Here is a 21,006-nt window from a genome sequence, read left to right on the forward strand (position 1 = left end):
ACCACCGAGGACTCTCCATGACCGACTCCGCTATGTCGATGCCCACCCCGTCGATGTCCACCCCGTCGATGCCCAGCCCGCGTCCCGCCGCGCTCGACTCCGCCACCCATGCCCGGCGCGCCGAGCAGAAGCCCTTCGACGCGATCCTGTTCTCCTCGTTCGGCGGCCCTGACGGCCAGGACGACGTGATCCCGTTTCTGCGCAATGTCACCCGAGGACGCGGGATCCCCGACGAGCGTCTCGAGGAGGTCGCCGGCCACTACCGCGCGCTCGGCGGCCGGAGCCCCATCACCGCGCAGAACGAGGCGATGATCGTCGCTCTGGAGCAGGAGCTCGCGGGCCGCGGGATCGACCTGCCGATCTACTTCGGCAACCGCAACTGGGCCCCCTACAACGCGGAGGCCGTGCGGGCCCTGCATGCGGACGGCCACCGCCATGCCCTCGGCCTGGTGACCAGCGCCTACTCGTCCTACTCCTCCTGCCGGCAGTACCGGGAGGACTTCGGGATGGTGCTCGAGGAGACCGGTCTGGTCGGAGAGGTCAGCATCGACAAGGTGCGCGTCTACTTCAACCATCCGGGCTTCCTCGAGCCCGTGGTCGACGGGGTGGGGAGCGCTCTGGCGAGCCTCACCGCGGCGGGCCACGACGCCGATCGGATCGCAGTGCTGTTCTCCACCCACTCCGTGCCGAACTCGATGGCCGAGGCCTCCGGTCCTGAGGAGACTCGGGTCGAGGGCTCCGGCGGCTGGTACGTCGAGCAGCATCTCGCCGCCTGCCGCTGGGTGATGGAGCAGCTGCACGACGACGTCCCTGAGCTCCCGCAGTGGCAGCTGGTGTACCAGTCCCGCTCCGGAGCGCCCCATATCCCGTGGCTCGAGCCCGACGTCAACGACGTGATCGAGCAGCTCGCCGCCGAGGAGGCGGCCGATGCCGTGATCGTGGTCCCGATCGGCTTCGTCACCGATCATGTCGAGGTGGTCTGGGACCTGGACACCGAGGCGAAGGAGACCGCCGCGGAGAAGGGGCTCGACTTCCGCCGCGTCGCGACCTCGGGCGAGGACCCCCGGTTCATCGCCGCGCTGGCCGATCTGGTCCAGGAGCGTCTGGATGCGCAGTTCCCGCGCCGGATCGTCACCGATTTCGGTGGCACGCCGGACGTCTGCGGGGCGAACTGCTGCGTCGGCCGTCTGTGCCGCCCGACGACCAGCGCCATCGACTCTGCGCAGGACGTGGAGCGGGCACGCGCGGAGGCGGCATCGGCAGGAGCAGCATCGTGACGCCCAGCAGCGGAACAGCCGGAGCCCTCGACGCCCTCGGGACTGCCGGAGCCTCGGCAGGCCCCTCCCTGAGGATCGGCACCCGTGCCTCCGATCTCGCCCTGACCCAGTCGGGGCAGGTGGGCGAGGCGCTGGTGGCGGGCACCGAGCACGCCGTCGAGCTGGTGCACGTGAGCACCCGCGGAGATCGTGACCGCATCAGCCCGCTCGCACAGATCGGTGGCACCGGCGTGTTCGTCACCGCCGTCCGCCAGGCGCTGCTGGACGAGACGGTCGACGTGGTGGTCCACTCCTGCAAGGACCTCCCCACCGCACCGCTCGAGGAGATCACCCTGGCCTGCTACCCGGCCCGGGAGGACCCGCGAGACGCACTCTGCGCCCGTGACGGGCTCACCCTCGCCGAGCTGCCGGCAGGGGCGAAGGTCGGCACGGGCTCCCCGCGCCGCGCCGCCCAGCTGCTGCGGGCCCGGCCGGACCTCGAGGTGCTCGGGATCCGCGGCAACGTCGAGACCCGCCTGGCCAGGGCGCTCGGCGAGGACGCGGACCTCGATGCGGTGGTGCTCGCGGCCTCTGGTCTGCGACGAGTAGGACGCGAGGCGGCGATCAGCGAGCTGCTGGACCCCTCCGTGATGCTGCCTGCCCCCGCGCAGGGCGCACTCGCCGTCGAGGCGACCACCGCCGCGCTCTCGGCCGGTCCCTGGTTCGCCGGACGGCTGGACGCGGTCGACGACCCGGCCACCCGCGCCGCGGTCACCGCCGAGCGGGCGCTGCTGCGCACGCTCGAGGCAGGCTGCTCCGCGCCGGTCGCCGCCTATGCGGAGCTCGAGCTCGCCGACAGCGGCGAGGACGGCGACGGTCCGGCCCGGAGCCACGTGCTGCGGCTGCGCGGGCTCGCGATCCGTCCCGACGGCAGCCACGTGGTCGAGGGCGAGGCTCGGGTCGTGCTGGACCTCGACCAGGATCAGCTCTCCGGCGCCGACTCGGTGCCGGCGGAGCTCGGGGCCGAGCTCGCAGCCGACCTCCTCGAGCGCGGTGCCGGGGCGATCCTCGCGGAGGCCAAGGCCTGATGTCCCCGCGCGACGCTCCCCGTCCCGTGCTGGTCGCCCGACCGGCCGGGCGCGGAGCGACGCTGCTCGCCCGGCTGCGGGAGCGCGGGATCCCCGCTGAGCATCAGCCGCTGCTCCGCCTCGAGCACGCCACGGCAGCGGAGCTCATCGGGGTGCGGGAGTGGCTCGCCCGCGGCGCCTACTCCCATCTGGTGATCACCTCCCGCACCGCGGCCGAGGCGCTCGGCGCGGTGGTGGTGCCGCCGGGCACCGAGGTGATCGCCGTCGGCACCGGCACCGCAGCGGCGCTGGATTCCCTCGGGATCACGACCACCCTGGTCGCGGGCGGTTCTGGCGCGGCGCTGGTCGCACAGATGCCTCCCGCCGCGGCGGCGTCCACGGTGCTCTTCCCCGCCTCCGCCGCCGCCTCCCCCACCGTCCCCGAGGGGCTGCGGGCGAAGGGCTACCGGGTGCATCAGGTGACTGCCTACCGTCCGCAGCGGCTCGAGCCTCCCGTCGAGGTCGCGGTGGGGCTGGCGACCGGGCGCTACGGTGCGATAGTGCTGACCAGCCCGATGATCGCCCGCCACGCCGCGGCGCTGGGCGTGCATCCTTCGACCCCGATCGTCTCGATCGGCGATCCCACCTCCGCTGCGATGCGCGCCGCAGGGCTGCCGCTCGCGCAGCAGGCGGAGGAGCCGACGGACGAGGCCCTCGCCGCCGCGGTGCAGCAGGTGCTCGCCGGCGGTCTGTCGGCTGCCGACCCGTCGGCCGCTGGCCCGTCGGCTGCCGGCCCGTCGGCCGCCGACCCGTCGGCCGCCGGACCATCGGCTGCTGGCCCCACTCCCTCCGAGTCCTCTCCCCCACTTCCGAAGGAGCCCCGATGACTCTCCCCTCCCTGTCCGGCACCAGCTTCCCTGCCCCGCTCGACCGGCCCCGCCGCCTGCGCACGAGCAGCGCGATGCGCTCCCTGGTGCGTGAGCACACCCTGCGGCCCGCCGATCTGGTGCTGCCGATGTTCGTGCGCGAGGGCGCGGCCGAGAACCGCCCGGTGAGCTCGATGCCCGGCGTCGTCCAGCACACGATGGACTCCCTGGTCCGCGCCGCGCACGAGGCGGCCGAGCGCGGGGTGGGCGGCGTGATGCTGTTCGGCGTGCCCGAGCACAAGGACGCCATCGGGTCCGGCGCGACCGATCCCGAGGGGATCCTCAACCTGGCGCTGGCCCGCCTGCGCTCTGAGCTCGGCGACTCCACCGTGATCATGGCCGACCTGTGCCTGGACGAGTTCACCGATCACGGCCATTGCGGCGTGCTGGATGCCGCGGGACGGGTCGACAACGACGCCACCCTTATGCGCTACCGCGAGATGGCCCTCACCCAGTCCGAGGCCGGCGCGCACCTCCTGGGGCCCTCCGGGATGATGGACGGCCAGATCGCCGCGATCCGCGACGCGCTGGACGGCGCCGGCCACCTCGACACCGCGGTCTACGCCTACACCGCGAAATATGCGTCTGCGTTCTATGGGCCCTTCCGGGAGGCGGTGGACTCCTCCCTGCAGGGCGACCGCCGCAGCTACCAGCAGGATCCGGCGAACGGCCGCGAGGCCCTGCGCGAGCTCGCGCTCGATGTCGCCGAGGGCGCGGACCTGGTCATGGTCAAGCCCGGCCTGCCCTACCTCGACGTGCTCCGGGACGTCGCCGCCGCCTCACCGGTGCCCGTGGGCGCCTATCAGGTCTCCGGTGAGTACGCGATGATCGAGGCGGCCTCTGCGAACGGCTGGATCGACCGCGACCGCATGATCCTCGAGTCGCTGCTGGCCTTCCGCCGCGCCGGCGCCAGCACCGTGCTGACCTACTACGCGAGCGAGGTCGCCGGCTGGTACCGCGACGGCCTGCCCGCTCATCTGCGCGAATTCCTCTGACCCGGTACGTCCCCCGCGCTGCGCCCCCGCCGCACCGCGCACCTCAGCCTCAGCCTCAGCCTCAGCCTCAGCCTCAGCACCAGCCCGCACCGACGATCTCCAGGAGACCCCGATGACCTCCGCGAACGACCAGACCCGCTCCACCGACCTCTTCTCCCGCGCCCAGCAGGTGATCCCCTCGGGAGTGAACTCGCCGGTGCGGGCCTTCGGCTCCGTGGGCGGCACGCCCCCATTCCTCACCGAGGCCAAGGGCGCGCTGCTGCACGATGCCGACGGGAACGAATACGTGGACCTGGTCGGCTCCTGGGGACCGATGATCCTCGGGCATGCGAATGAGCAGGTGGTCGAGGCGGTGCGCGAGGCGGCCGGCCGCGGCCTGTCCTTCGGTGCCCCGCAGCCCGGCGAGGTCTCCCTCGCCGAGGAGGTCGTGCGCCGGATCGGACCCGTCGAGCAGCTGCGCCTGGTCAACTCCGGCACCGAGGCGACGATGAGCGCGCTGCGGGTGGCCCGCGCCGCGACCGGCCGGGACGTGATCGTGAAGTTCGCCGGCTGCTATCACGGGCACGTGGATGCACTGCTCGCCGAGGCCGGCAGCGGCGTCGCGACCTTCGCCATGCCGGGCTCCGCCGGAGTCACGGCAGCGACCGCCCGGGACACCGTCGTGCTGCCCTTCGGAGACCGTGACGCCGTCTCCGCGCTGTTCGCCGAGCGCGGCACCGAGATCGCTGCGGTGATCACCGAGGCGGCGCCCGCGAACATGGGCGTGGTCCCGCCGCGCGAGGAGAACGGGATCGGCTTCAACCGCTTCCTGTCCGAGACTGCGCATGCCTCGGGTGCGCTGCTGATCAGCGACGAGGTGCTCACCGGATTCCGCGCGAGCGCCCAGGGCTACTACGGCGTCGACGGTCCCAGCGGCGCGGAGGATGCGTGGGCGCCGGACCTGATGACCTTCGGCAAGGTGATCGGCGGCGGCCTGCCGGTGGGCGCCTTCGGCGGCCGCAGGGACCTGATGGGGCTGCTCGCCCCGGCGGGGCCCGTCTACCAGGCGGGCACCCTGTCCGGGAACCCGCTCGCGACCGCCGCGGGCCTGGCGACCCTCGCCGGCCTGGACGACGCGGCCTACGAGACGCTCGGCAGCGCCTCACGCGCCCTGCAGCAGATGGTGGCCGACGCCTTCACCACGGCCGGGGTCCCGCACGTGATCCAGAGCGCGGGCACGCTGTTCTCGGTGTTCTTCCGGGAGGAGCCCGTGCGCACCTACGAGGACGCGAAGGCGCAGGACACTGCGGCGTTCACCCGTTTCTTCCACGCGATGCTGGAGGGCGGGATCTACCTGCCGCCCTCGGCCTTCGAGGCCTGGTTCCTCTCCACCGCCCACACCCCCGAGATCCTGGACCGGATCGCGGCGGTGCTGCCCAGCGCGGCCGCGGCTGCGGCACAGGCCTGAGCTCTGGGAAGGGCGCGACGGGCGGGGACGGGACGCCGCGGAGGCAGTTCGGCCTTCCGTGAGCGGTCCTGCGCCCGTTCTGGCTGCGCGGCACGTGCCGCGGCATCCGGCGGCTCAGGTCGCAGGCGTCCATGCAGCCCGTACAGCCCGCGGGATCCCCACGAGAGCGAACGCCACCACCGCGAGCAGGCTGATGGCGTGCAGGATCTCTGCCCAGGGGGCATGGTCCGCGCCGCCGACCCCGAAGGTGTCGGCGAGGGTCATCCCGGCCGGGAATGACGCCATGAAGTAGGCGGGCGTACCGAGGGCGAGCAGCGCGAGCATGATCATCAGGGCAGTCCCAGCGCTGAGCCGACCCCGCACCGTGAAGATTGCCACGACCACGGCGAGCAGCGGGCCGATCAGCAGGATCACGATCATCAGCCCCCAGCCCATGGTGTCGGCGGTCTGTCCGACGGCGGCATGGATCTCCTGCAGAGTGCTGCCGGGCACCGTGGCGAGCGGGTTCAGCACCTGGATCTGGAGGGCGGCGAAGATCGCGTACGCCAGCACTGCTGCACCACCGAACAGGCTGATGAGACGTGCGGGAAGGGGAGAGGACGAGGCCATGCCGAGAGTCTGGCATCGATGTTTTTACTGTTCATGGCGATTCTGTGTCGGTTACGGGGAGTTACCGGGCGAATGCGGTGCGGGCGGCCGTCCCTTCCTCCCTCGGCTCCTCACGGTGGGTCGCCTCCGGTTCCCTGACAGCGCTGCCCGGGCGATCGACCGGGTGGCTCGTGCCGCACCTGTGGGCTGAGAAGACCGGGCGAGCCGTACGGCTCGGGCAGGGCGGGTGCGCTGGGCGGTCCAGGTGCGCTGGGCGGTCCGGGTGCGCTGGGCGGTTCGAGCTGTGCGGGCGGGCAGGGCGGGCTGCGTTGTCCGGGCGGGCTGCGTCACCGCACGCGGGGATTCTTCCCGTTCCGGCCGCGGCTCGGGCGTGGTGAGGGCCGGCGGGCGACTCACGCGGCGGGTCCCGGTGCGGCTGACCCATTCCACGGCGTGGCCGTCCACCGCCGTGTCCCCTGTTCGATGAACGCTGCGGGTCTGCTGTTCCTTGTCGTTGCAGAGCGCGCAGAGGCCCTGCCCGTTGTCCAGGCTGGTCGCCCCGCCTGAGGCATGGGGACAGACGTGATCGCTCTGCCGGATCGCGGCATTGCAGTAGGGCCCGCGGCAGATCCGGTCCCGCCAGCGGATGAACTTCGCCAGCGCCGCCGGGAATGCTCGGGCACGGGACTCGACGGCGACCAGCTCTCCGGTGCGGGGGTGGGTGTACAGGCGTCTCATCACGGCGCGCAGCGCAGGACCGTCGGGGCCCATCGCCTCTTCCGTCTCTTTGGTGAGGGCGAGCCCCAAAGGGCCGCGCAGCTCCTCACGCAGCGCCTCGGCCGGGGCGGTGCCGTATCCCTCGATCTGTGCGAGGTCCCCGGCGGCGGGGTGGATGAGCGCTCGCTCGGTGATCATGATGCCGATGTCGAGGGTGACGGGCTCCATGCCCTCCTCCCGGCCGAGCAGTGTGTCCACGAAGGAGTCCGCCTGGATCGCCTGGTGGCCGCGCCGGTCACCGGTGGCCCGCAGTCGCTCCGCCTCGAGGGAGAGGCGTTTGCGGATCTTCGCGCCGTCAAGGCCGGAGACGCGGGCGGAGACCGTGGCCATCCCGTGCTCGGCGCGGCGGACAGTGACGTGACGCTCCTGCATCGCGCGCTGGTGGCGGCGCTTCTGGCCGTGGGGGTCTGCCTGAGCGATCGCGGCCGCTGCGGCGTCATCCCAGGCCTCGGAGCCGGCTCCCTCGAGGTCGGGCAGGCGCTGGCCGAGCAGGTGGTCCGCCTCCGCGCGCTGAGTGCGGGACAGCGGCGCGAAGGAGCGTGCCGTTCCGTGAGCGACAGTGCTGGTGACCTGGGCGCCAGCCAGCGCGGTGAGCATCTCGGGCATGTCTGCGACCAGGCGGCGCTGGGATGCCAGGGAGTGCGCGGCGGAGGCAGGGGACTTGCCGATCTTCATCGACACTTCCCGTGCCGCCTCGCGTGCGGCCTCCCGCAGGAGCTTCTTCGTCGGAGGGGCCTGGTTCGACTCCTGGGCTGCGCGAGCACGCACCTCTGCCTGCTTCTGCAGGGTGAGGGAGTCGGCCAGGGCGACCACGGCCCGTGCCTCGAGCGCGTCCAGGGCGCTGCGCAACTCGTGGATCCGGCCGACGACCTCCGTGAAAGCGACGCTTTCTGCATCGCCTGGCGTGAACAGCTTCCGCGGCATCAACGTCACTTCCCGCAGCACGAAGGCCTGATCTCCGAGGACGGAGGCAAGCTCCGACGAACCCCCGGCGTGCACGGCGTCGACGAGTGCCTGGTGAGGATCACCAGGTCCTTCGCCGATTCCCTGCACGATAGAAGACATACCCCCATCATTCCGGAATGGACACGACAAAGAAAGGGCTCGATTAAAAATGTGGATAACTCGCCGTGTGGAGGTACCGTCGCGCCCTAATCAAGCGAAAGAGCAGGCAGTGACGGCTCGGGACATGGGCAGGTGTCGTTCTCGCAGTTTCTCGAAGAAACCCCGAAAGCACAGCATGGAAATATCTGCAACACCCCTTTGAAGAATGTGCATAAGCCCCATCTGTGGAGGAGCCTTCGGCTCGACACCACAGGGTTCGACACCGCAGCGCTCGACACTGCTCGGCCCGCACTGCGCAGCGCGACGTTTCACAGCTCCGCGACTCCATCCCCGGTCCCATACACCCAGCCCTATGGCCTCCGACGACGCCGCGCGACGATCTGCGTCGGCACATGACAGCAGGCTCGACATCCGCTCCGGCCTCCCCCAGGCTGGGACTCGTCGGCCCCGTCGGCATCCCGCTCCGTAGCTCAGCCCGGTAGAGCAGCTCCCCCATAAGGAGTCGGTCGCAGGTTCGAATCCTGCCGGAGCGTCCCCTGCCGACGAGTCTCCACCCGTCTCGCGCACCGCCGCCGTCCCTCGCGCACCGCCGCCGTCCGTCGGACTCCGTCGACCGTCCGCCGGACCCCGTAGGCTCGTCCAGCCCCACCAGAGACTTCCCGAGGAGCCCCGTGCGCCGGTCGACCGCCACCAAGAAACCTGTGCTGAGCCGTCTGCTCCTGCCGGGCCTCGAGCGGGCCGCTGCCGGGGACCTCGCCGCGCATGAGCACCACGAGGGCCTCTCTCTCGAGAACGCCGATCTCACCGGCTGCGATCTCTCCGGGGCGACATTCTCCGAATGCGAGCTCGTCGGCGTCACCGCCCACACCACGATCCTGCAGAACGCCCGCCTCATCGAGACAAGGATCGAGCGGCTGAACGCCCCGGTCCTGGACGCGACCCGCTCCACCTGGCGGGACGTCGAGCTGAGCGGTTCCCGGATCGGGGCGCTCGACATCTATGACGCAGGGATCCGCTCCACCCGGATCTCCGGCAGCAAGTTCGACTGGATCAACCTGCGCTCGAGCGTCCTCGAGGATGTGCTCTTCGAGGACTGCACGATCGAGGAGCTGGATCTCTCCGGCGCGAAGGCCACCCGCGTGGCCTTCGTGAACAGCCGCGTCGGCAGCCTCGCACTCGCCCACGCCACGCTGAAAGATGTCGACCTGCGCGGACTCGAGATCGGAGCGATCGGCAACCTCGAGGGGATGGCCGGCGCCACCCTCGATGCACAGCAGGTCACGACCCTCGCGCCGGTCTTCGCGAGCCATCTGGGGATCCGCGTCGAGGGCTGAAGTTCAAGGGCAGAGCCTCGAGGGCTGAGCACCGAGCCCGGAGCAGTCTCCGGGCAGCAGAACGCGGGCCGGAGATAGCTCCGACCCGCGCCTGAAGGGTGATCCTACGTTCAGCCGCGCCCGCTGAGACGCTGCTTGCGAGAACTGATCTCGCCGGTGTTGAAACCGGCCAGATGCAGGCCGCCGTGGAAGCGGGCGTGCTCGATCTTCACGCAGCGGTCCATCACCACGTCCAGTCCGCCGGCCTCCGCGATCGCGGCGGCCTCCTCGTTCCAGGAGCCGAGCTGCAACCACAGCGCCTTCGCGCCGACCTCGACCGCCTCCTGCGCGACGCCCGGCAGGTCGGCATCCTTGCGGAAGACGTCCACGAGGTCCGGCACCACCGGGAGGTCCGCGAGCGAGGCGTAGGCCGGCTGGCCGAGGATCGTGGTGGCCCGGGGGTTCACGAAGTACACCTGATACGGCGAGCTCGAGAGCAGGTAGGTCGCCACGAAGTAGCTGGCCCGCGCCGCATTCGCCGAGGCGCCGACGATCGCGATGCTCCGCGCACGGCGCAGGATCGCGAGCCGGTCCGGGGCCGATGGCCCCTGCCAGGTGCGTGCGGAGGGGGTCTGCACTGTGGTGCCGGTCATCGCTGCACTCCTGTCGCCGTGGTGATCGCCTGATCGAGGTCCCACAGGATGTCCTCGATGTCCTCGAGGCCCACCGAGATCCGGATCAGGTCTGCCTTGACGCCGCCTGCGGCGAGCTGCTCCGGGGAGAGCTGGCGGTGGGTGGTCGAGGCGGGGTGGATGACGAGCGTGCGCGCGTCGCCGATGTTCGCCAGGTGCGAGGCGAGCTGCAGGTTCGCGATGACCTGCTCGCCGGTCGCACGGCCTGCCGCGGCCTCCTCCTCGTCGGTGGAGAACTCCCCTGTCGGCCGCACGCCGAAGGCGAAGACGGATCCGGGGCCCAGGGGCAGATACTTCTTCGCCCGGGCGTGATGGGGATGGGATTCGAGCCCCGCCCAGGTCACGTACGAGATCCGGGGATCCTCCTCGAGCCAGCGCGCGACGGCGCCGGCCCCGGCGAGGTGGGCGTCGATGCGCTGCGGGAGCGTCTCGACGCCCTGCAGGAGCTGGAAGGCGGACTGCGCGGGCAGGGACGGGCCGATGTCGCGCAGCTGCTCGGAGCGGAGCTTGGTGAGGAAGCCGTACTCGCCGAAGTTGTCCCACCAGCGGATCCCTCCGTAGGACTCGACGGGCTCGGTCATCTGCGGGAAGTTCCCGTTGCCCCAGTCGAAGCGGCCGGATTCGACGACCACGCCGCCGAGGGTGGTGCCGTGCCCGCCGAGGAACTTGGTGGCCGAGTGGATGACGATGTCCGCGCCGTGCTCGAGCGGGCGCACCAGGTAGGGGGTGGCGAGGGTCGCGTCGACCACCAGGGGCACGCCGTGCTCGTGGGCGAGGGCGGCAAGACCCTCGAGGTCGGCGATCTCGCCGGAGGGGTTGCCGATGATCTCGACGTAGAGCACCTTCGTCTCCGGCCGGAACGCGGCGCGGTAGTCCTCCGGGTCGGAGGAGGGCACGAAGGTGGTCTCCACGCCGAAGCGGCGCAGGGTCACATCGAGCTGGGTGACGGTGCCGCCGTAGAGCTGCGCGGAGGCGACGACGTGGTCGCCGACGCCCACCAGCGCGGCGAAGGTGATGAACTCCGCGCTCATCCCCGACGCGGTCGCGACCGCGCCGATCCCGCCCTCGAGCGAGGCGATGCGCTCCTCGAAGGCGGCGACGGTGGGATTGCCGATGCGGGAGTAGATGTTGCCGTACTTCTGCAGCGCGAACAGGTTCGAGGCGTCGGCCGCATCGTCGAAGACGAACGACGTGGTCTGGTAGATCGGGACGGCGCGCGCGCCGTGCTGGGCATCGGGGGTGCCGCCCGCATGGAGGGCGCGGGTGCGGAACCCGAATGCGCGCTCGGGGCTCGGCGCCGCCGCGGCCGACGTGGACTGCGCGTTCTTCTCAGCCTGGGTGGTCTCAGACTGGGTGCTCTCACCCTGGGCGCTCTCAGCCTGGGTGGTCTCAGTTCGGGTGCTCATGCGGCGACTCCGGCCTTGGCCGGGTGGTCGGCCGGGAGGGTGTCGAACGCGGCCGTCGCGGCGTCCTCGGCGGAGACGCCGGGGACGACGGGCAGCAGGTCGGTGTTCAGCTCGGTGCCGCGGGCGCGGGCGAGGTCCTTCTCCTTCTCGCGCACGATCGGCAGCACGTCCCGGCCGAAGGCCGCGACCTCCTCGGTGAAGTGGAGGTAGCAGGTGAGCAGGAGGTTCACGCCCACCTTCTTGAACTCGATGATGCGGTCCGCGATCTCCTCGGGGGTGCCGATGAGGCGGGTCTTGAAGCCGTCGTTGTACTGGACGAGATCTTCGAAGGAGGAGTCGGCCCACATGCCCTTGCCGTCCTTGGTGGAGGCGCCGGCCTCCTGGACGGACTGGCGGAAGCCCTCGACGGCGGGGCGGTGGGCCTTGGCGACGATCTCACGCAGGGTCTCCTCCGCCTCCTTCCGGGACTCGCGGGAGATGACGAAGCCGTTCAGCCCGAACTTCGGGGCCCGGCCGGCCTGCTGCGCGGAGGCGAGGACCCCGGCGACGTTCTCCTCGTAGCCCTCGAGGGTGCGGCCGTTGGAGAAGTACCAGTCGGCGACGCGACCTGCGGTGGCCTGGGCGGCGGTGGAATTGCCGCCGAAGAAGATCTCGGGGTGCGGGCGGCCGGGCACGTCGACGGGTCCCGGGTTCAGGGTGAAGTCGTCGATCGAGTAGTACTTCCCGTTCTGGGAGTACCCGTTCTCGGTGAGCAACCCGCGCAGAGCGGAGATGAACTCCTCGGTGCGCACATAGCGCTCGTCGTGCTCGAGCCAGGGCAGGCCGAACTTCGTGAACTCGTCCTTGAGCCAGCCGGAGACGATGTTCACCGCGGCGCGGCCACCGGAGAGGTGATCCGCCGTGATCAGCCACTTGGCGAGCACACCGGGGTGCCACATGCCGGGGTGGAAGGCGGCGATGACCTTCAGCCGTTCGGTCGCACCGAGCAGTGCCATGGAGAAGGCGGAGGCCTCGTGCTGCTTGTCCGCGCCGTAGCTGGCGGCGTAGCGGGTCTGGGTCAGCGCGTACTCGAAGCCGGAGTTCTCGGCGATCTGGGCGAGGCGCGTGTTGTAGGGCAGCTGCCAGTCGGTGCGCTGCTCGATGGTGGAGACGACGAGGCCGCCGGACACGTTCGGCACCCAGTACGCGAACTTCAGCGGCGTTTCGAAGGTCGAGGCGGGGACGGTGGTGGTCATGAGTTCCTCCAGGGTCGGAGCAGGTGGAGTCTGTCGAGGTCAGGTCAGGAGAGCGGGGCGACGGTGGGATCATCCGCCGGCAGTGCGGCGAGCACTTCGGCGACCGCGTCGACGGCCTCCGGGTTCTGCAGCGAGGTGATGTCCCCCAGCGGCGCCGGCGGGCGGCCCGCGCGGCGGTCCCGCTCGGCGTGGACGAGCTGGGCGAGCAGGCGGCGCATGATCTTGCCGGAGCGGGTGCGGGGCAGGTCGGGCACCTCGATCACGAAGCGGGGTTTGGCGATCGGGCCGATCTCGGCGGCGACGCGGGCCCGCAGGGCGGGCACGTCCAGGGCCGCCACGTCGAGCGCTGCGCCCCCCGCCGGGATCACGAACACCGCGACGGCCTGCCCGGTGAGCGGATCCTGGACCCCGGTGGCGCCGACCTCCTGCACGGTGCGGTCCGCGACCAGCGCGGATTCGATCTCGATGGTCGAGAGGCGGTGCCCGGAGATGTTCACGACGTCGTCGAGGCGGCCGAGGATCCAGAAGCATCCGTCGGCATCGACCGTGGCGGAGTCCCCGGCGACGTAATAGCCGCCGTGCTCGCCGCGGCCCGCGTAGTCGGCCCAGTAGGAGTCGCGGTACCGTTCGGGGTCGCCCCACACGGTGCGGGCCATTCCGGGCCAGGGCCGACGGGCCACCAGCGTGCCGGCCACTCCCGCGGGCTGCTCATCGCCCTCCGCGTCGACGACGGCCATGTCGATGCCGGGCAGCGGCACGGTCGCGGAGCCGGGCTTCAGCGTGGTCACCCCGGGCAGCGGCACGAGCATCGCGGCGCCCGTCTCGGACTGCCACCAGGTGTCGATGATCGGCAGCTCGCCGCGGCCGAAGGTGCGTTGGAACCACACCCAGGCCTCGGGGTTGATTGCCTCGCCGACGGTGCCCAGCAGGCGCAGCGAGGAGAGGTCGTGCCCGGCCGGCAGCTCCTCTCCGAACCAGCTCATGAAGGTGCGGATCAGGGTGGGGGCGGTGTAGTAGACGGTGACGCCGTAGCGCTCGATGATTTCCAGGTGCCGCTCCCGGTGGGGTTCGCCGGGAGTGCCCTCGTAGATCACCTGGGTGAGGCCGTTGGAGAGCGGGCCGTAGATCTCGTAGGTGTGGGCGGTGACCCAGGCGAGGTCGGCGGTGCACCAGTGGACGTCGTCCGGCTTCGCGTCGAAGTGCGCCCAGTGCGCCCAGGAGGTGTGGGCGAGATAGCCGCCCGCCGTGTGGACCAGGCCCTTGGGCTTCCCGGTGGTGCCGGAGGTGTAGATGATGAACAGCGGATGCTCGGCATCGAAGCTCTGCGCCTCGTGCACCTCGCTCGCAGTGCCGACGCTCTCGTGCCACCAGACGTCGCGGCCCGTGGTCCATGCGATGTCCTGGCCGGTGCGGCGCACGACCAGCATGTGCTCGAGCTCGGGCAGGTCGCGGGCGGCGGCGTCGGCCTGGGACTTCACCTCGACCGCGCTGCCACGCCGGAACTGTCCGTCGGAGGTGACCAGGAGCTTCGCCCCCGTGTCCTGCAGGCGGAAGCGCACCGCCTCGGCGCTGAACCCGCCGAAGACGAGCGAGTGCACGGCGCCGATCCGGGCGCAGGCCAGCGCGATCACGACGGTCTCCACGAGCACCGGGAGATAGACGACCACGCGGTCCCCGGGCGCGATGCCCAGGTCCGTCAGGGCGTTCGCGGCCTGGGAGACGCGGCGTTGGAGGTTCTCGTAGGTGACGGTCTCGCGGTCGCCGGGCTCGCCCTCGAAGTGCAGGGCGACCTTGGTGCCGTTGCCGGCGCGGACGTGGCGGTCCACGCAGTTCTCGGCGACGTTGAGCCGGCCGCCCACGAACCAGCGGGCCGCGGGGACGCTGAGCTCCTCGGTGCCGGAGTCTGCGGCCGGGGCGGCCGTCGGCGGCTCCCACTCCAGAGCGGTGTGCCAGGGTTCTGCCCAGTCGAGTCGATGCGCGGCGGCCTCCCAGAAGGTGGTCGGATCGGCCGACGCCGTCGCGTAGATGCTCGCATCGACGTTCCACGTCCCCTCGAGCGCGGGGTTCGGCGGGAAGCTGCGGGTCTCCACCAGCCGGGTCTCGGCGGGAGAGCCGGCGGTGGTCCCTGCGAGGGGATCAGCGGCGGTCTCTGTGATGCTCATGTCCACCTCTTCAGCAGCTTCTTCTCGGCGAGGCCCAGCAGGGCGTTGGTGAGGCTGCCCAGCAGGGCCAGCAGCACGATCGCCAGCAGGATCCGGTCCACGCGGCCCGTCTGCTGGGAGTCGTTGAGGATGAATCCCAGGCCCATCGAGGAGGCGATCAGCTCGGCGGCGACCAGGAACAGCCAGGCCTGGGCCAGCGCGAGGCGCAGCCCGGAGACCACCGAGGGCACCACGGCCGGCAGCTGGACGGTGCGGAACAGGGACCAGCCGCGCAGGCCGAAGCAGCGCCCGGCCTCCACCAGATGCGGGTCGATGTGGCGCAGCGCCGCGGCGACGGTGGTGAACACCGGGAAGAAGGCACCGATCGCGATCAGCGTGACCTTGGATTCCTCACCGATCTGCAGCCACAGGATCAGCAGCGGCACCCAGGCCAGCGAGGGCACGGCGCGCAGTGCCGCGAGGGTCGGGTTCAGCAGGGCATCGCCCGCGCGGGACAGGCCCACGATCGCGGCGACGGCGAGGCCCACCAGGGAGCCGATCGCGAAGCCCAGCAGCACGCGCTGCACCGAGATCGCGATGTGCAGGCCCAGCTCGCCGCGCTCGATCAGCTCGACCCCGGCCTGCAGCACGGTCAGCGGGCCGGGCAGGCGGTAGGCGGGCACCAGCCCGGCGGCGGTGGTGAGCTGCCAGGCGGCGAGGATCAGCAGCGGCAGCACGGCGCCGGCGGCGAGGCGCACGCCGGGGCGGTCCCAGAAGGCGGTGCGGCCCTCCGCAGGGGCGCCGGCCGCAGCGCGTTCGCCGACCGCAGCGGGGGCCGGGGTCGCCGGTCCCGTCGAGGTGGGCAGGGGGATGTGGGTCGGGATGCTCACTGCTTCTCCGCCGTCTGCTTCTCCACCGCGGCGGTCGCGAAGTCGGCGTGGAGGATCGAGCCGCGAGCCTTCTCGACCGCGTCGGCCCCGCCCTGGACGTCCCCGGAGTCGGAGAGCATCGGGGAGATCGCTTCGAGGACGGCGAGCTGGTCCTCACCGGGCACGCCGGAGACGTCGAGGTTCGAGCGCTCGGTGATCACGGTGGTGGCGACCGCGAGGTCGATGCCGGCGGCGTCGGCCAGCAGCTGTGCGGTGGCTTCGAGGTTGGCCAGTGCCCAGGTGCGGGCCTGCTCGTAGGCGTCGACGACCACCTGGGCGACGTCGGCATGGTTGTCGATGAAGTCCTCGGTGGCGTTGAGGAAGCCGTAGGTGTTGAAGTCGACATTGCGGTAGACCAGCTGGGCACCGGACTCCACCTCGGCGGCGGCCATGATCGGATCCAGGCCCGACCAGGCCTCGACGCTGCCGCCCTCGAGGGCGGAGCGGCCATCGGCGTGCTGGAGCGGCTGGAGCTCCACGTCGTCGATGCTCAGCCCGGCCTCGGCGAGGGTCTGCACGAGGAAGAAGTAGGGATCGGTGCCGGGGGTCGCGGCGACGGCGCGGCCGGCGAGATCGGCCGGGGCGGTGATGTCGCTGTCCTTGCCGACCACGAGCGCGGCCCACTCGGGCTGGGAGTAGATGCCGATGACCTTGATCGGGGAGTTGTTGGCGCGCGCCAGCAGCGCGGCCGAGCCGGCGGTGGACGCAACATCCGCGGAGCCCGAGCGCAGGAACTCGTTGGCCTTGTTGGAGCCGGCCGACTGCACCCACTCCACGGCCACGGAGTCGCCGAGCGCGGTCTCGATCAGCTGCTGGTCGCGGATCACGAGGCTGAGGGGGTTGTAGGTCGCCCAGTCGATCGTGAGGGCGTCGGTGCTCCACTCCCCCGCACCGCCCTCGCCGCCGGAGCCGGCGGCGCCGGCTGCGGCGTTCTCGGAGCCCTCCCCGGGTACGCAGGCGGCCAGGCCCATCCCGGCCACGGCCGAGAGTCCGAGGGCGGTGGCGGTGCGGCGGCTGATGCGGTGGGTCATGAGAGGTTCTCCGTGATGGTCGTGGGTCGAGCAGGGGCGGGTGCTGTGGCGGGCACGGGGGTGGGGGTTCGGGGGTGGGCGTGGACGCCGAGGCCCTCGAGCAGCTCCACGCGGAGCTCGGCGAGCGCGTGGTCGGCGCGGTCGCGGGGCCGCGCCCCGGGCACCTTGACGACGCGGGCGATCGAGCCGGAGGTGGGGTCCTCACGCAGGGAGCGCAGCAGCAGCACCCGGTCGGCGAGGTACAGCGCCTCCTCGACGTCGTGGGTGACCACGAAGATCGTGGTGGGCTCGGCGGCGTGGATGTCCAGCAGCAGGTCCTGCATGCGCAGGCGGGTCAGGGCGTCGAGCGCACCGAAAGGCTCATCCAGCAGGAGCACCGCGGGGCTGCGGGCCAGGGCCCGGGCGAGCGAGGCGCGCTGGGCCATGCCGCCGGAGACCTCGCGGGGCCGCTGGCCGGCGGCGTGCTCGAGGCCCACCAGGGCCAGCAGCTCGCGCACCCGCTCACGGCCCTCGCGCTTCCCGGTGCCGCGGGGCAGGCCCAGGGCCACGTTCTTCTCGAGGGTGCGCCACGGCAGCAGGCGCGGCTCCTGGAAGGCGACCGCGGTGCGCGGATCGGTGCCGGTCAGCGCCGTGCCCCCGATCCGGATCACGCCGGTGCTGGGCCGGTCCAGGCCCGCGATCAGGCGCAGCAGGGTGGACTTCCCGCAGCCCGAGGGGCCGACGACCGCGACGATCTCGCCGGAGCCGAGCTCCACGTCGATCTCGCGCAGCACCTCATGACGCCCTTGCGGGGAGTCGAAGGTGCGGGCGATGGCGTCCAGGCGCACGCCGTGCGGCCGTCCCCGCGCAGGAGGCGCGTCGGCGTCGGGCCCGTGGCCCGGGCGCAGATCAGGGGTGGTGGCGGTACTGGTCATGTCGCCGATCATGAACGCCGACGCGGTACCGACGCCAGAATCTCGTCATAAGCCGTCATAGTCGCGGTCCAAGGCGCGCGAGCAGAAGATTCTCTGCGGGATCGGTCACACCGAGCAGTCGCATGCAGCAGGCGCAGGGGCGCGCGGCGGCCGTCAGCCGAGCTCGCCCTCCAGGATGCTCAGCACGTCCGCCTCCCGGAAGCCGAGCGCCCGGTTCAGCGCGAGCATCGGGGCGTTGTCGAGCGCCGTATAGGTCTGGATCCAGCGTGAGGACTTCGCCTCGGGCACGGCAGCGAGGTTCTCGAGGTTCGCGAGCTTCAGGGCGCGCCCGATGCCCCGGCCGCGATGCGCCCGGTCCACCAGGGTGTCGTCCTGGGTGAGGATCTCGGGGTCGTGACGGTTCACGAAGATCTCGGTGTATCCGACGGCGACTCCACCGTCGTGGGCGAGACCGCGCACGAGCGTCCAGCCCTGAGCGTGCATGCGCTGCTCGTTGCGGCGGATCTCGCTGACATCGGCGCGGGAGGCCGGGCGGGTGAGGTCGCCCATCGGCACGTCGGCCTCCATCTGTGTGGTGAGACGCGCCCAGTCCTCGAGGCACTCCTCGGGGCAGGCCCCCTGCCAGGTGCGCACCTCGATCCCGGGCGCAGGGCGCGCCTCGGCCTGCAGCAGCGCACGGTCCAGCGGCAGATCGAGCAGCAGGCGGTGCTCCTGGTTCGCGACACGCAGCCCCTGCGCGCGGGCGAAGGCGACGCCCTCCTCGCTGTAGGTCTCTGCCTGGATCACCGCGGCGTGGCCGGTCAGCGCGCCGCGCACGGCGGCGGCGAGCGCTGTGCCGATGCCCTGGCGGCGATGCGCCGGGAGCACAGAGATCTCGACCTCGGCGGGATCCGCGGGGTCGACGTCGGCGCCCGCCGCTCCGACCAGCTCCCCGTCGCGTCGCGCCACCAGGAGCACGGAGAGCCGCTGGGGCTTCGGGTCAGAGAAGCGCGCGAGGATCGTCTCCTCGCTCGCCCACCACGCCGCCTCACGGCCGGCGTTGAATCCCTCCCCCAGCACGGCGTTCCAGGCGAGCAGCGCCTCGCGGTCGGCGGGGTCGACAGGGCTGATCTGCACCGGGCTGTTCTGGGCAGGGCTGTGCTGGGCAGGACTGTTCTGGGCGGGGCTCATCGGGGCATCCCACCACATCGGCGCCCGCTCCTGCTGCGAATATCGCTTCCTTCGCACATGCTCCGCACGTGCGCCGCAGGTCACCCGCAGAGTCAAGCCACACCAGGTCGAGGCCATCTGGGCCGTCCCGCAGACCATGGGCCGACAAATGCTTCTCTTCGGCTGGTTCAAGTCTCTTCACGTGCGCGGGAGCCGCTCCTAGCGTTGATCTCGCATTCCTCGGACGCCCCGGCTGTGGGCCCGCTCCCACAGGACCTCACCGCTCCTCCCGAGAGCCGCGTCGAGGAATGCACCAGACCACCAGCAGTACGCGAGAAGGATCAGCACCCCATGACTCACCTGAACACGCACCGCGCAGCCGGCCGCGCTGTCACCCCGCTCACCGGCACCCACCGTGCGGCGCGCACTCTCTGCGGCAGCGCCGTGCTCGGCACCATCCTGGTCGGCACCGCCTTCGCCGGCGGCACTTCCGCGATGGCGAACGACACCGCTCTCGCCGGCGCCGACGAGGGCCCCAGCACCACCCATTCCGCTCCCGTCGCCTCCGACTCCGACTCGCACTCCGGCAGCGCGTCCCAGAAGCTGCGCCAGGGCGATTCCGGCGAGGCCGTCGAGGAGCTGCAGTCCGCGCTGAACGCTCAGGGCGCAGAGCTGCCCGAGACCGGCTTCTTCGGCTCCATGACCGACGCCGCGGTCCAGGACTTCCAGGCCGCCAACGGCCTCCAGGTCGACGGCGTGGTGGGCCCCGAGACCCACGGCGCACTCGGCGGTGCCCCCTCCTTCGAGGCCTCCTCCGGGGGCGCTCCGTCCGCCGGCGCGACCGCGGTCCCGGCCTCCGTCACCTCCGGGACCGGCAGCGCGATCGTCGACGCCGCCCGCTCCGCCGTCGGCACCCCCTACTCCTGGGGTGGCAGCTCGCTCAGCGGCATGGACTGCTCGGGCCTGGTGAACCACGCCTACGAGGCCGCCGGCATCGACGTGCCGCGCACCAGCAGCCAGATCGCCGCCCAGGGCCGCAGCATCTCCCAGTCGGAGGCGCAGCCCGGCGACCTCGTCGTGTGGCCCGGCCACGTCGCGATCTACGCCGGCGACGGCCAGATCATCGACGCCTCCGGCTCGAAGCAGCAGGTCGTCGAGCGCGGCCTGTGGGGCAACCCCACCGGGTTCGTCACCTACCGCTGATCCCACCGTCGGCTCGCACGCCGACTCACCGAGGCCCGGTTCCGCCGCACGCGGGGCCGGGCCTCGCCCATGCCCCGTGAGGGGGGGCCGGAGCGCTCAGCCGCGCAGGCGGTGCTCCAGGGAGGCCTTCACGCCGCTCCACTCCCAGGCCAGGATCGAGTAGACGACCGTATGGCGCAGGGTGCCATCGGGCATGATCCGGTGGGCGCGCAGGATCCCGTCCTGCTGGGCGCCGAGCCGCTCGACAGCGCGGCGCGAGGTGGTGTTGAGGTGATGGACCCGGAACTCGACGCCCAGGCAGCCGAGCTCCTCGAAGGCGTGCGTGAGCAGGGCCAGCTTCACTGCGGCGTTGATCCCGGTGCCGTGGGTCGAGCCCGCCAGGTAGGTGGTGCCGATCTCCAGGCGCCGGTCCCGCAGGGAGATGTTCAAGAAGGTGGTGTGGCCGACCACCCGCTCGCTCGCCCGGTCGATCACCGCCCAGGAGGCCGTCGTCCCGGCCGCATCGGAGGCGCACTGCGCGGCGACGGCCTCCGCGACCCGTTCCGGTGAGGGGACGTGGGGCGCGTAGGGGATCCTCCAGATCTCCCCGTCGGTCACCACCTCGCGCAGCCCGTCGACGTGCTGCTCGCCGAGCGGCTCGAGCCGAACCCGCTGGTTCTCGAGCGGCACGGGAAGGGGCTGGGGCATGGGGGCGGTGCTCGTCATCCCCCGATCATGCGCGGGACGCGGCAGCAGTGTCGATCCTTCCCGCATGCCGACATCGGTCTCGCGACGCCGTGCTGGCAGGCGGGATCTCGCAGTTCCGTTCTCGCGGCGTCATGCTCGCGATCTCGTTCTCGCGACGTCATCTTCGCGATCTGCGTCGTGCCGCG

At 71.7% G+C, this 21,006-nt stretch carries 18 protein-coding genes and 1 tRNA gene; 8 read left to right on the forward strand and 11 right to left on the reverse strand.

Features of this window, described 5'->3' with window-relative positions; translation table 11 throughout:
* Positions 1 to 68 precede the first annotated feature (68 nt).
* The 5 genes from Q0937_RS02570 to hemL all read left to right on the forward strand — a co-directional run bounded on the left by Q0937_RS02570 (position 69) and on the right by hemL (position 5,691).
* Positions 69 to 1,277, forward strand: coding sequence for a ferrochelatase (locus tag Q0937_RS02570; RefSeq protein WP_299299650.1), 1,209 nt, complete (start codon positions 69 to 71; stop codon positions 1,275 to 1,277).
* Between the two features lie 68 nt (positions 1,278 to 1,345).
* Positions 1,346 to 2,344, forward strand: a complete 999-nt coding sequence (gene hemC / locus Q0937_RS02575; protein WP_299299652.1) for a hydroxymethylbilane synthase — start codon at positions 1,346 to 1,348, stop codon at positions 2,342 to 2,344.
* Positions 2,344 to 3,210, forward strand: coding sequence for a uroporphyrinogen-III synthase (locus Q0937_RS02580; protein ID WP_299299404.1), 867 nt, complete (start codon positions 2,344 to 2,346; stop codon positions 3,208 to 3,210). The genes hemC and Q0937_RS02580 overlap by 1 nt, the downstream gene beginning before the upstream one ends.
* The gene (gene hemB, locus Q0937_RS02585) at positions 3,207 to 4,244 is read left to right on the forward strand and encodes a porphobilinogen synthase (RefSeq protein WP_299299406.1); all 1,038 of its coding nucleotides are present in this window, start codon (positions 3,207 to 3,209) and stop codon (positions 4,242 to 4,244) included. Before Q0937_RS02580 ends, hemB begins: the two co-directional genes overlap by 4 nt.
* 112 nt (positions 4,245 to 4,356) lie before the next feature.
* A complete protein-coding gene (gene hemL / locus Q0937_RS02590) occupies positions 4,357 to 5,691 on the forward strand; it encodes a glutamate-1-semialdehyde 2,1-aminomutase (protein ID WP_299299408.1) in 1,335 nt (444 codons plus the stop codon).
* A 114-nt stretch (positions 5,692 to 5,805) separates the two neighbouring features.
* On the opposite strand, the gene Q0937_RS02595 is transcribed toward hemL, so the two are convergent.
* Together Q0937_RS02595 and Q0937_RS02600 are read right to left on the reverse strand one after the other, a co-directional pair.
* A complete protein-coding gene (locus Q0937_RS02595) occupies positions 5,806 to 6,300 on the reverse strand; it encodes a hypothetical protein (protein WP_299299410.1) in 495 nt (164 codons plus the stop codon).
* A gap of 51 nt (positions 6,301 to 6,351) precedes the next feature.
* Positions 6,352 to 8,121, reverse strand: coding sequence for an HNH endonuclease (locus Q0937_RS02600; RefSeq protein ID WP_299299412.1), 1,770 nt, complete (start codon positions 8,119 to 8,121; stop codon positions 6,352 to 6,354).
* Positions 8,122 to 8,580: 459 nt separating this feature from the next.
* Here Q0937_RS02600 and Q0937_RS02605 point away from each other — a divergent pair.
* Both Q0937_RS02605 and Q0937_RS02610 read left to right on the forward strand, forming a co-directional pair.
* A tRNA-Met gene (locus tag Q0937_RS02605) sits at positions 8,581 to 8,654 on the forward strand.
* Positions 8,655 to 8,792: 138 nt separating this feature from the next.
* Complete coding sequence (locus Q0937_RS02610; RefSeq protein WP_299299414.1) at positions 8,793 to 9,455, forward strand: pentapeptide repeat-containing protein; 663 nt, start codon at positions 8,793 to 8,795, stop codon at positions 9,453 to 9,455.
* 110 nt (positions 9,456 to 9,565) lie between these two features.
* Here the strand turns inward: Q0937_RS02610 and Q0937_RS02615 are convergent, their stop codons facing one another.
* The 8 genes from Q0937_RS02615 to Q0937_RS02650 all read right to left on the reverse strand — a co-directional run bounded on the left by Q0937_RS02615 (position 9,566) and on the right by Q0937_RS02650 (position 18,952).
* Positions 9,566 to 10,087: a CoA-binding protein gene (locus Q0937_RS02615; protein ID WP_299299416.1), complete on the reverse strand. Its 522-nt coding sequence runs from the start codon at positions 10,085 to 10,087 to the stop codon at positions 9,566 to 9,568.
* A complete protein-coding gene (locus Q0937_RS02620) occupies positions 10,084 to 11,532 on the reverse strand; it encodes an O-acetylhomoserine aminocarboxypropyltransferase/cysteine synthase family protein (RefSeq protein ID WP_299299418.1) in 1,449 nt (482 codons plus the stop codon). Before Q0937_RS02620 ends, Q0937_RS02615 begins: the two co-directional genes overlap by 4 nt.
* The gene (gene sfnG / locus Q0937_RS02625; RefSeq protein WP_299299420.1) at positions 11,529 to 12,767 is read right to left on the reverse strand and encodes a dimethylsulfone monooxygenase SfnG; all 1,239 of its coding nucleotides are present in this window, start codon (positions 12,765 to 12,767) and stop codon (positions 11,529 to 11,531) included. The genes Q0937_RS02620 and sfnG overlap by 4 nt, the downstream gene beginning before the upstream one ends.
* A gap of 44 nt (positions 12,768 to 12,811) precedes the next feature.
* Positions 12,812 to 14,929: an acetate--CoA ligase gene (gene acs, locus Q0937_RS02630; protein WP_299299422.1), complete on the reverse strand. Its 2,118-nt coding sequence runs from the start codon at positions 14,927 to 14,929 to the stop codon at positions 12,812 to 12,814.
* On the reverse strand, positions 14,926 to 15,798 hold the full coding sequence (locus Q0937_RS02635) for an ABC transporter permease (RefSeq protein WP_299299424.1): 873 nt from the start codon (positions 15,796 to 15,798) through the stop codon (positions 14,926 to 14,928). Before Q0937_RS02635 ends, acs begins: the two co-directional genes overlap by 4 nt.
* Positions 15,795 to 16,868 carry an aliphatic sulfonate ABC transporter substrate-binding protein gene (locus Q0937_RS02640; protein ID WP_299299426.1) on the reverse strand — a complete coding sequence of 358 codons (1,074 nt, stop codon included), beginning with the start codon at positions 16,866 to 16,868 and terminating at the stop codon, positions 15,795 to 15,797. The genes Q0937_RS02635 and Q0937_RS02640 overlap by 4 nt, the downstream gene beginning before the upstream one ends.
* On the reverse strand, positions 16,865 to 17,782 hold the full coding sequence (locus tag Q0937_RS02645) for an ABC transporter ATP-binding protein (protein ID WP_299299428.1): 918 nt from the start codon (positions 17,780 to 17,782) through the stop codon (positions 16,865 to 16,867). The genes Q0937_RS02640 and Q0937_RS02645 overlap by 4 nt, the downstream gene beginning before the upstream one ends.
* Positions 17,783 to 17,935: 153 nt before the next feature.
* Positions 17,936 to 18,952, reverse strand: a complete 1,017-nt coding sequence (locus tag Q0937_RS02650) for a GNAT family N-acetyltransferase (RefSeq protein ID WP_299299430.1) — start codon at positions 18,950 to 18,952, stop codon at positions 17,936 to 17,938.
* Between the two features lie 330 nt (positions 18,953 to 19,282).
* Between Q0937_RS02650 and Q0937_RS02655 the strand changes: the two genes are divergently transcribed.
* Complete coding sequence (locus tag Q0937_RS02655; protein WP_299299432.1) at positions 19,283 to 20,134, forward strand: C40 family peptidase; 852 nt, start codon at positions 19,283 to 19,285, stop codon at positions 20,132 to 20,134.
* Between the two features lie 96 nt (positions 20,135 to 20,230).
* Here Q0937_RS02655 and Q0937_RS02660 read toward each other — a convergent pair whose 3' ends face one another.
* Complete coding sequence (locus Q0937_RS02660) at positions 20,231 to 20,839, reverse strand: GNAT family N-acetyltransferase (RefSeq protein ID WP_299299434.1); 609 nt, start codon at positions 20,837 to 20,839, stop codon at positions 20,231 to 20,233.
* Positions 20,840 to 21,006: the final 167 nt, after the last annotated feature.

This window comes from uncultured Brachybacterium sp., assembly GCF_947500705.1.
Taxonomy (GTDB): Bacteria; Actinomycetota; Actinomycetes; order Actinomycetales; family Dermabacteraceae; genus Brachybacterium.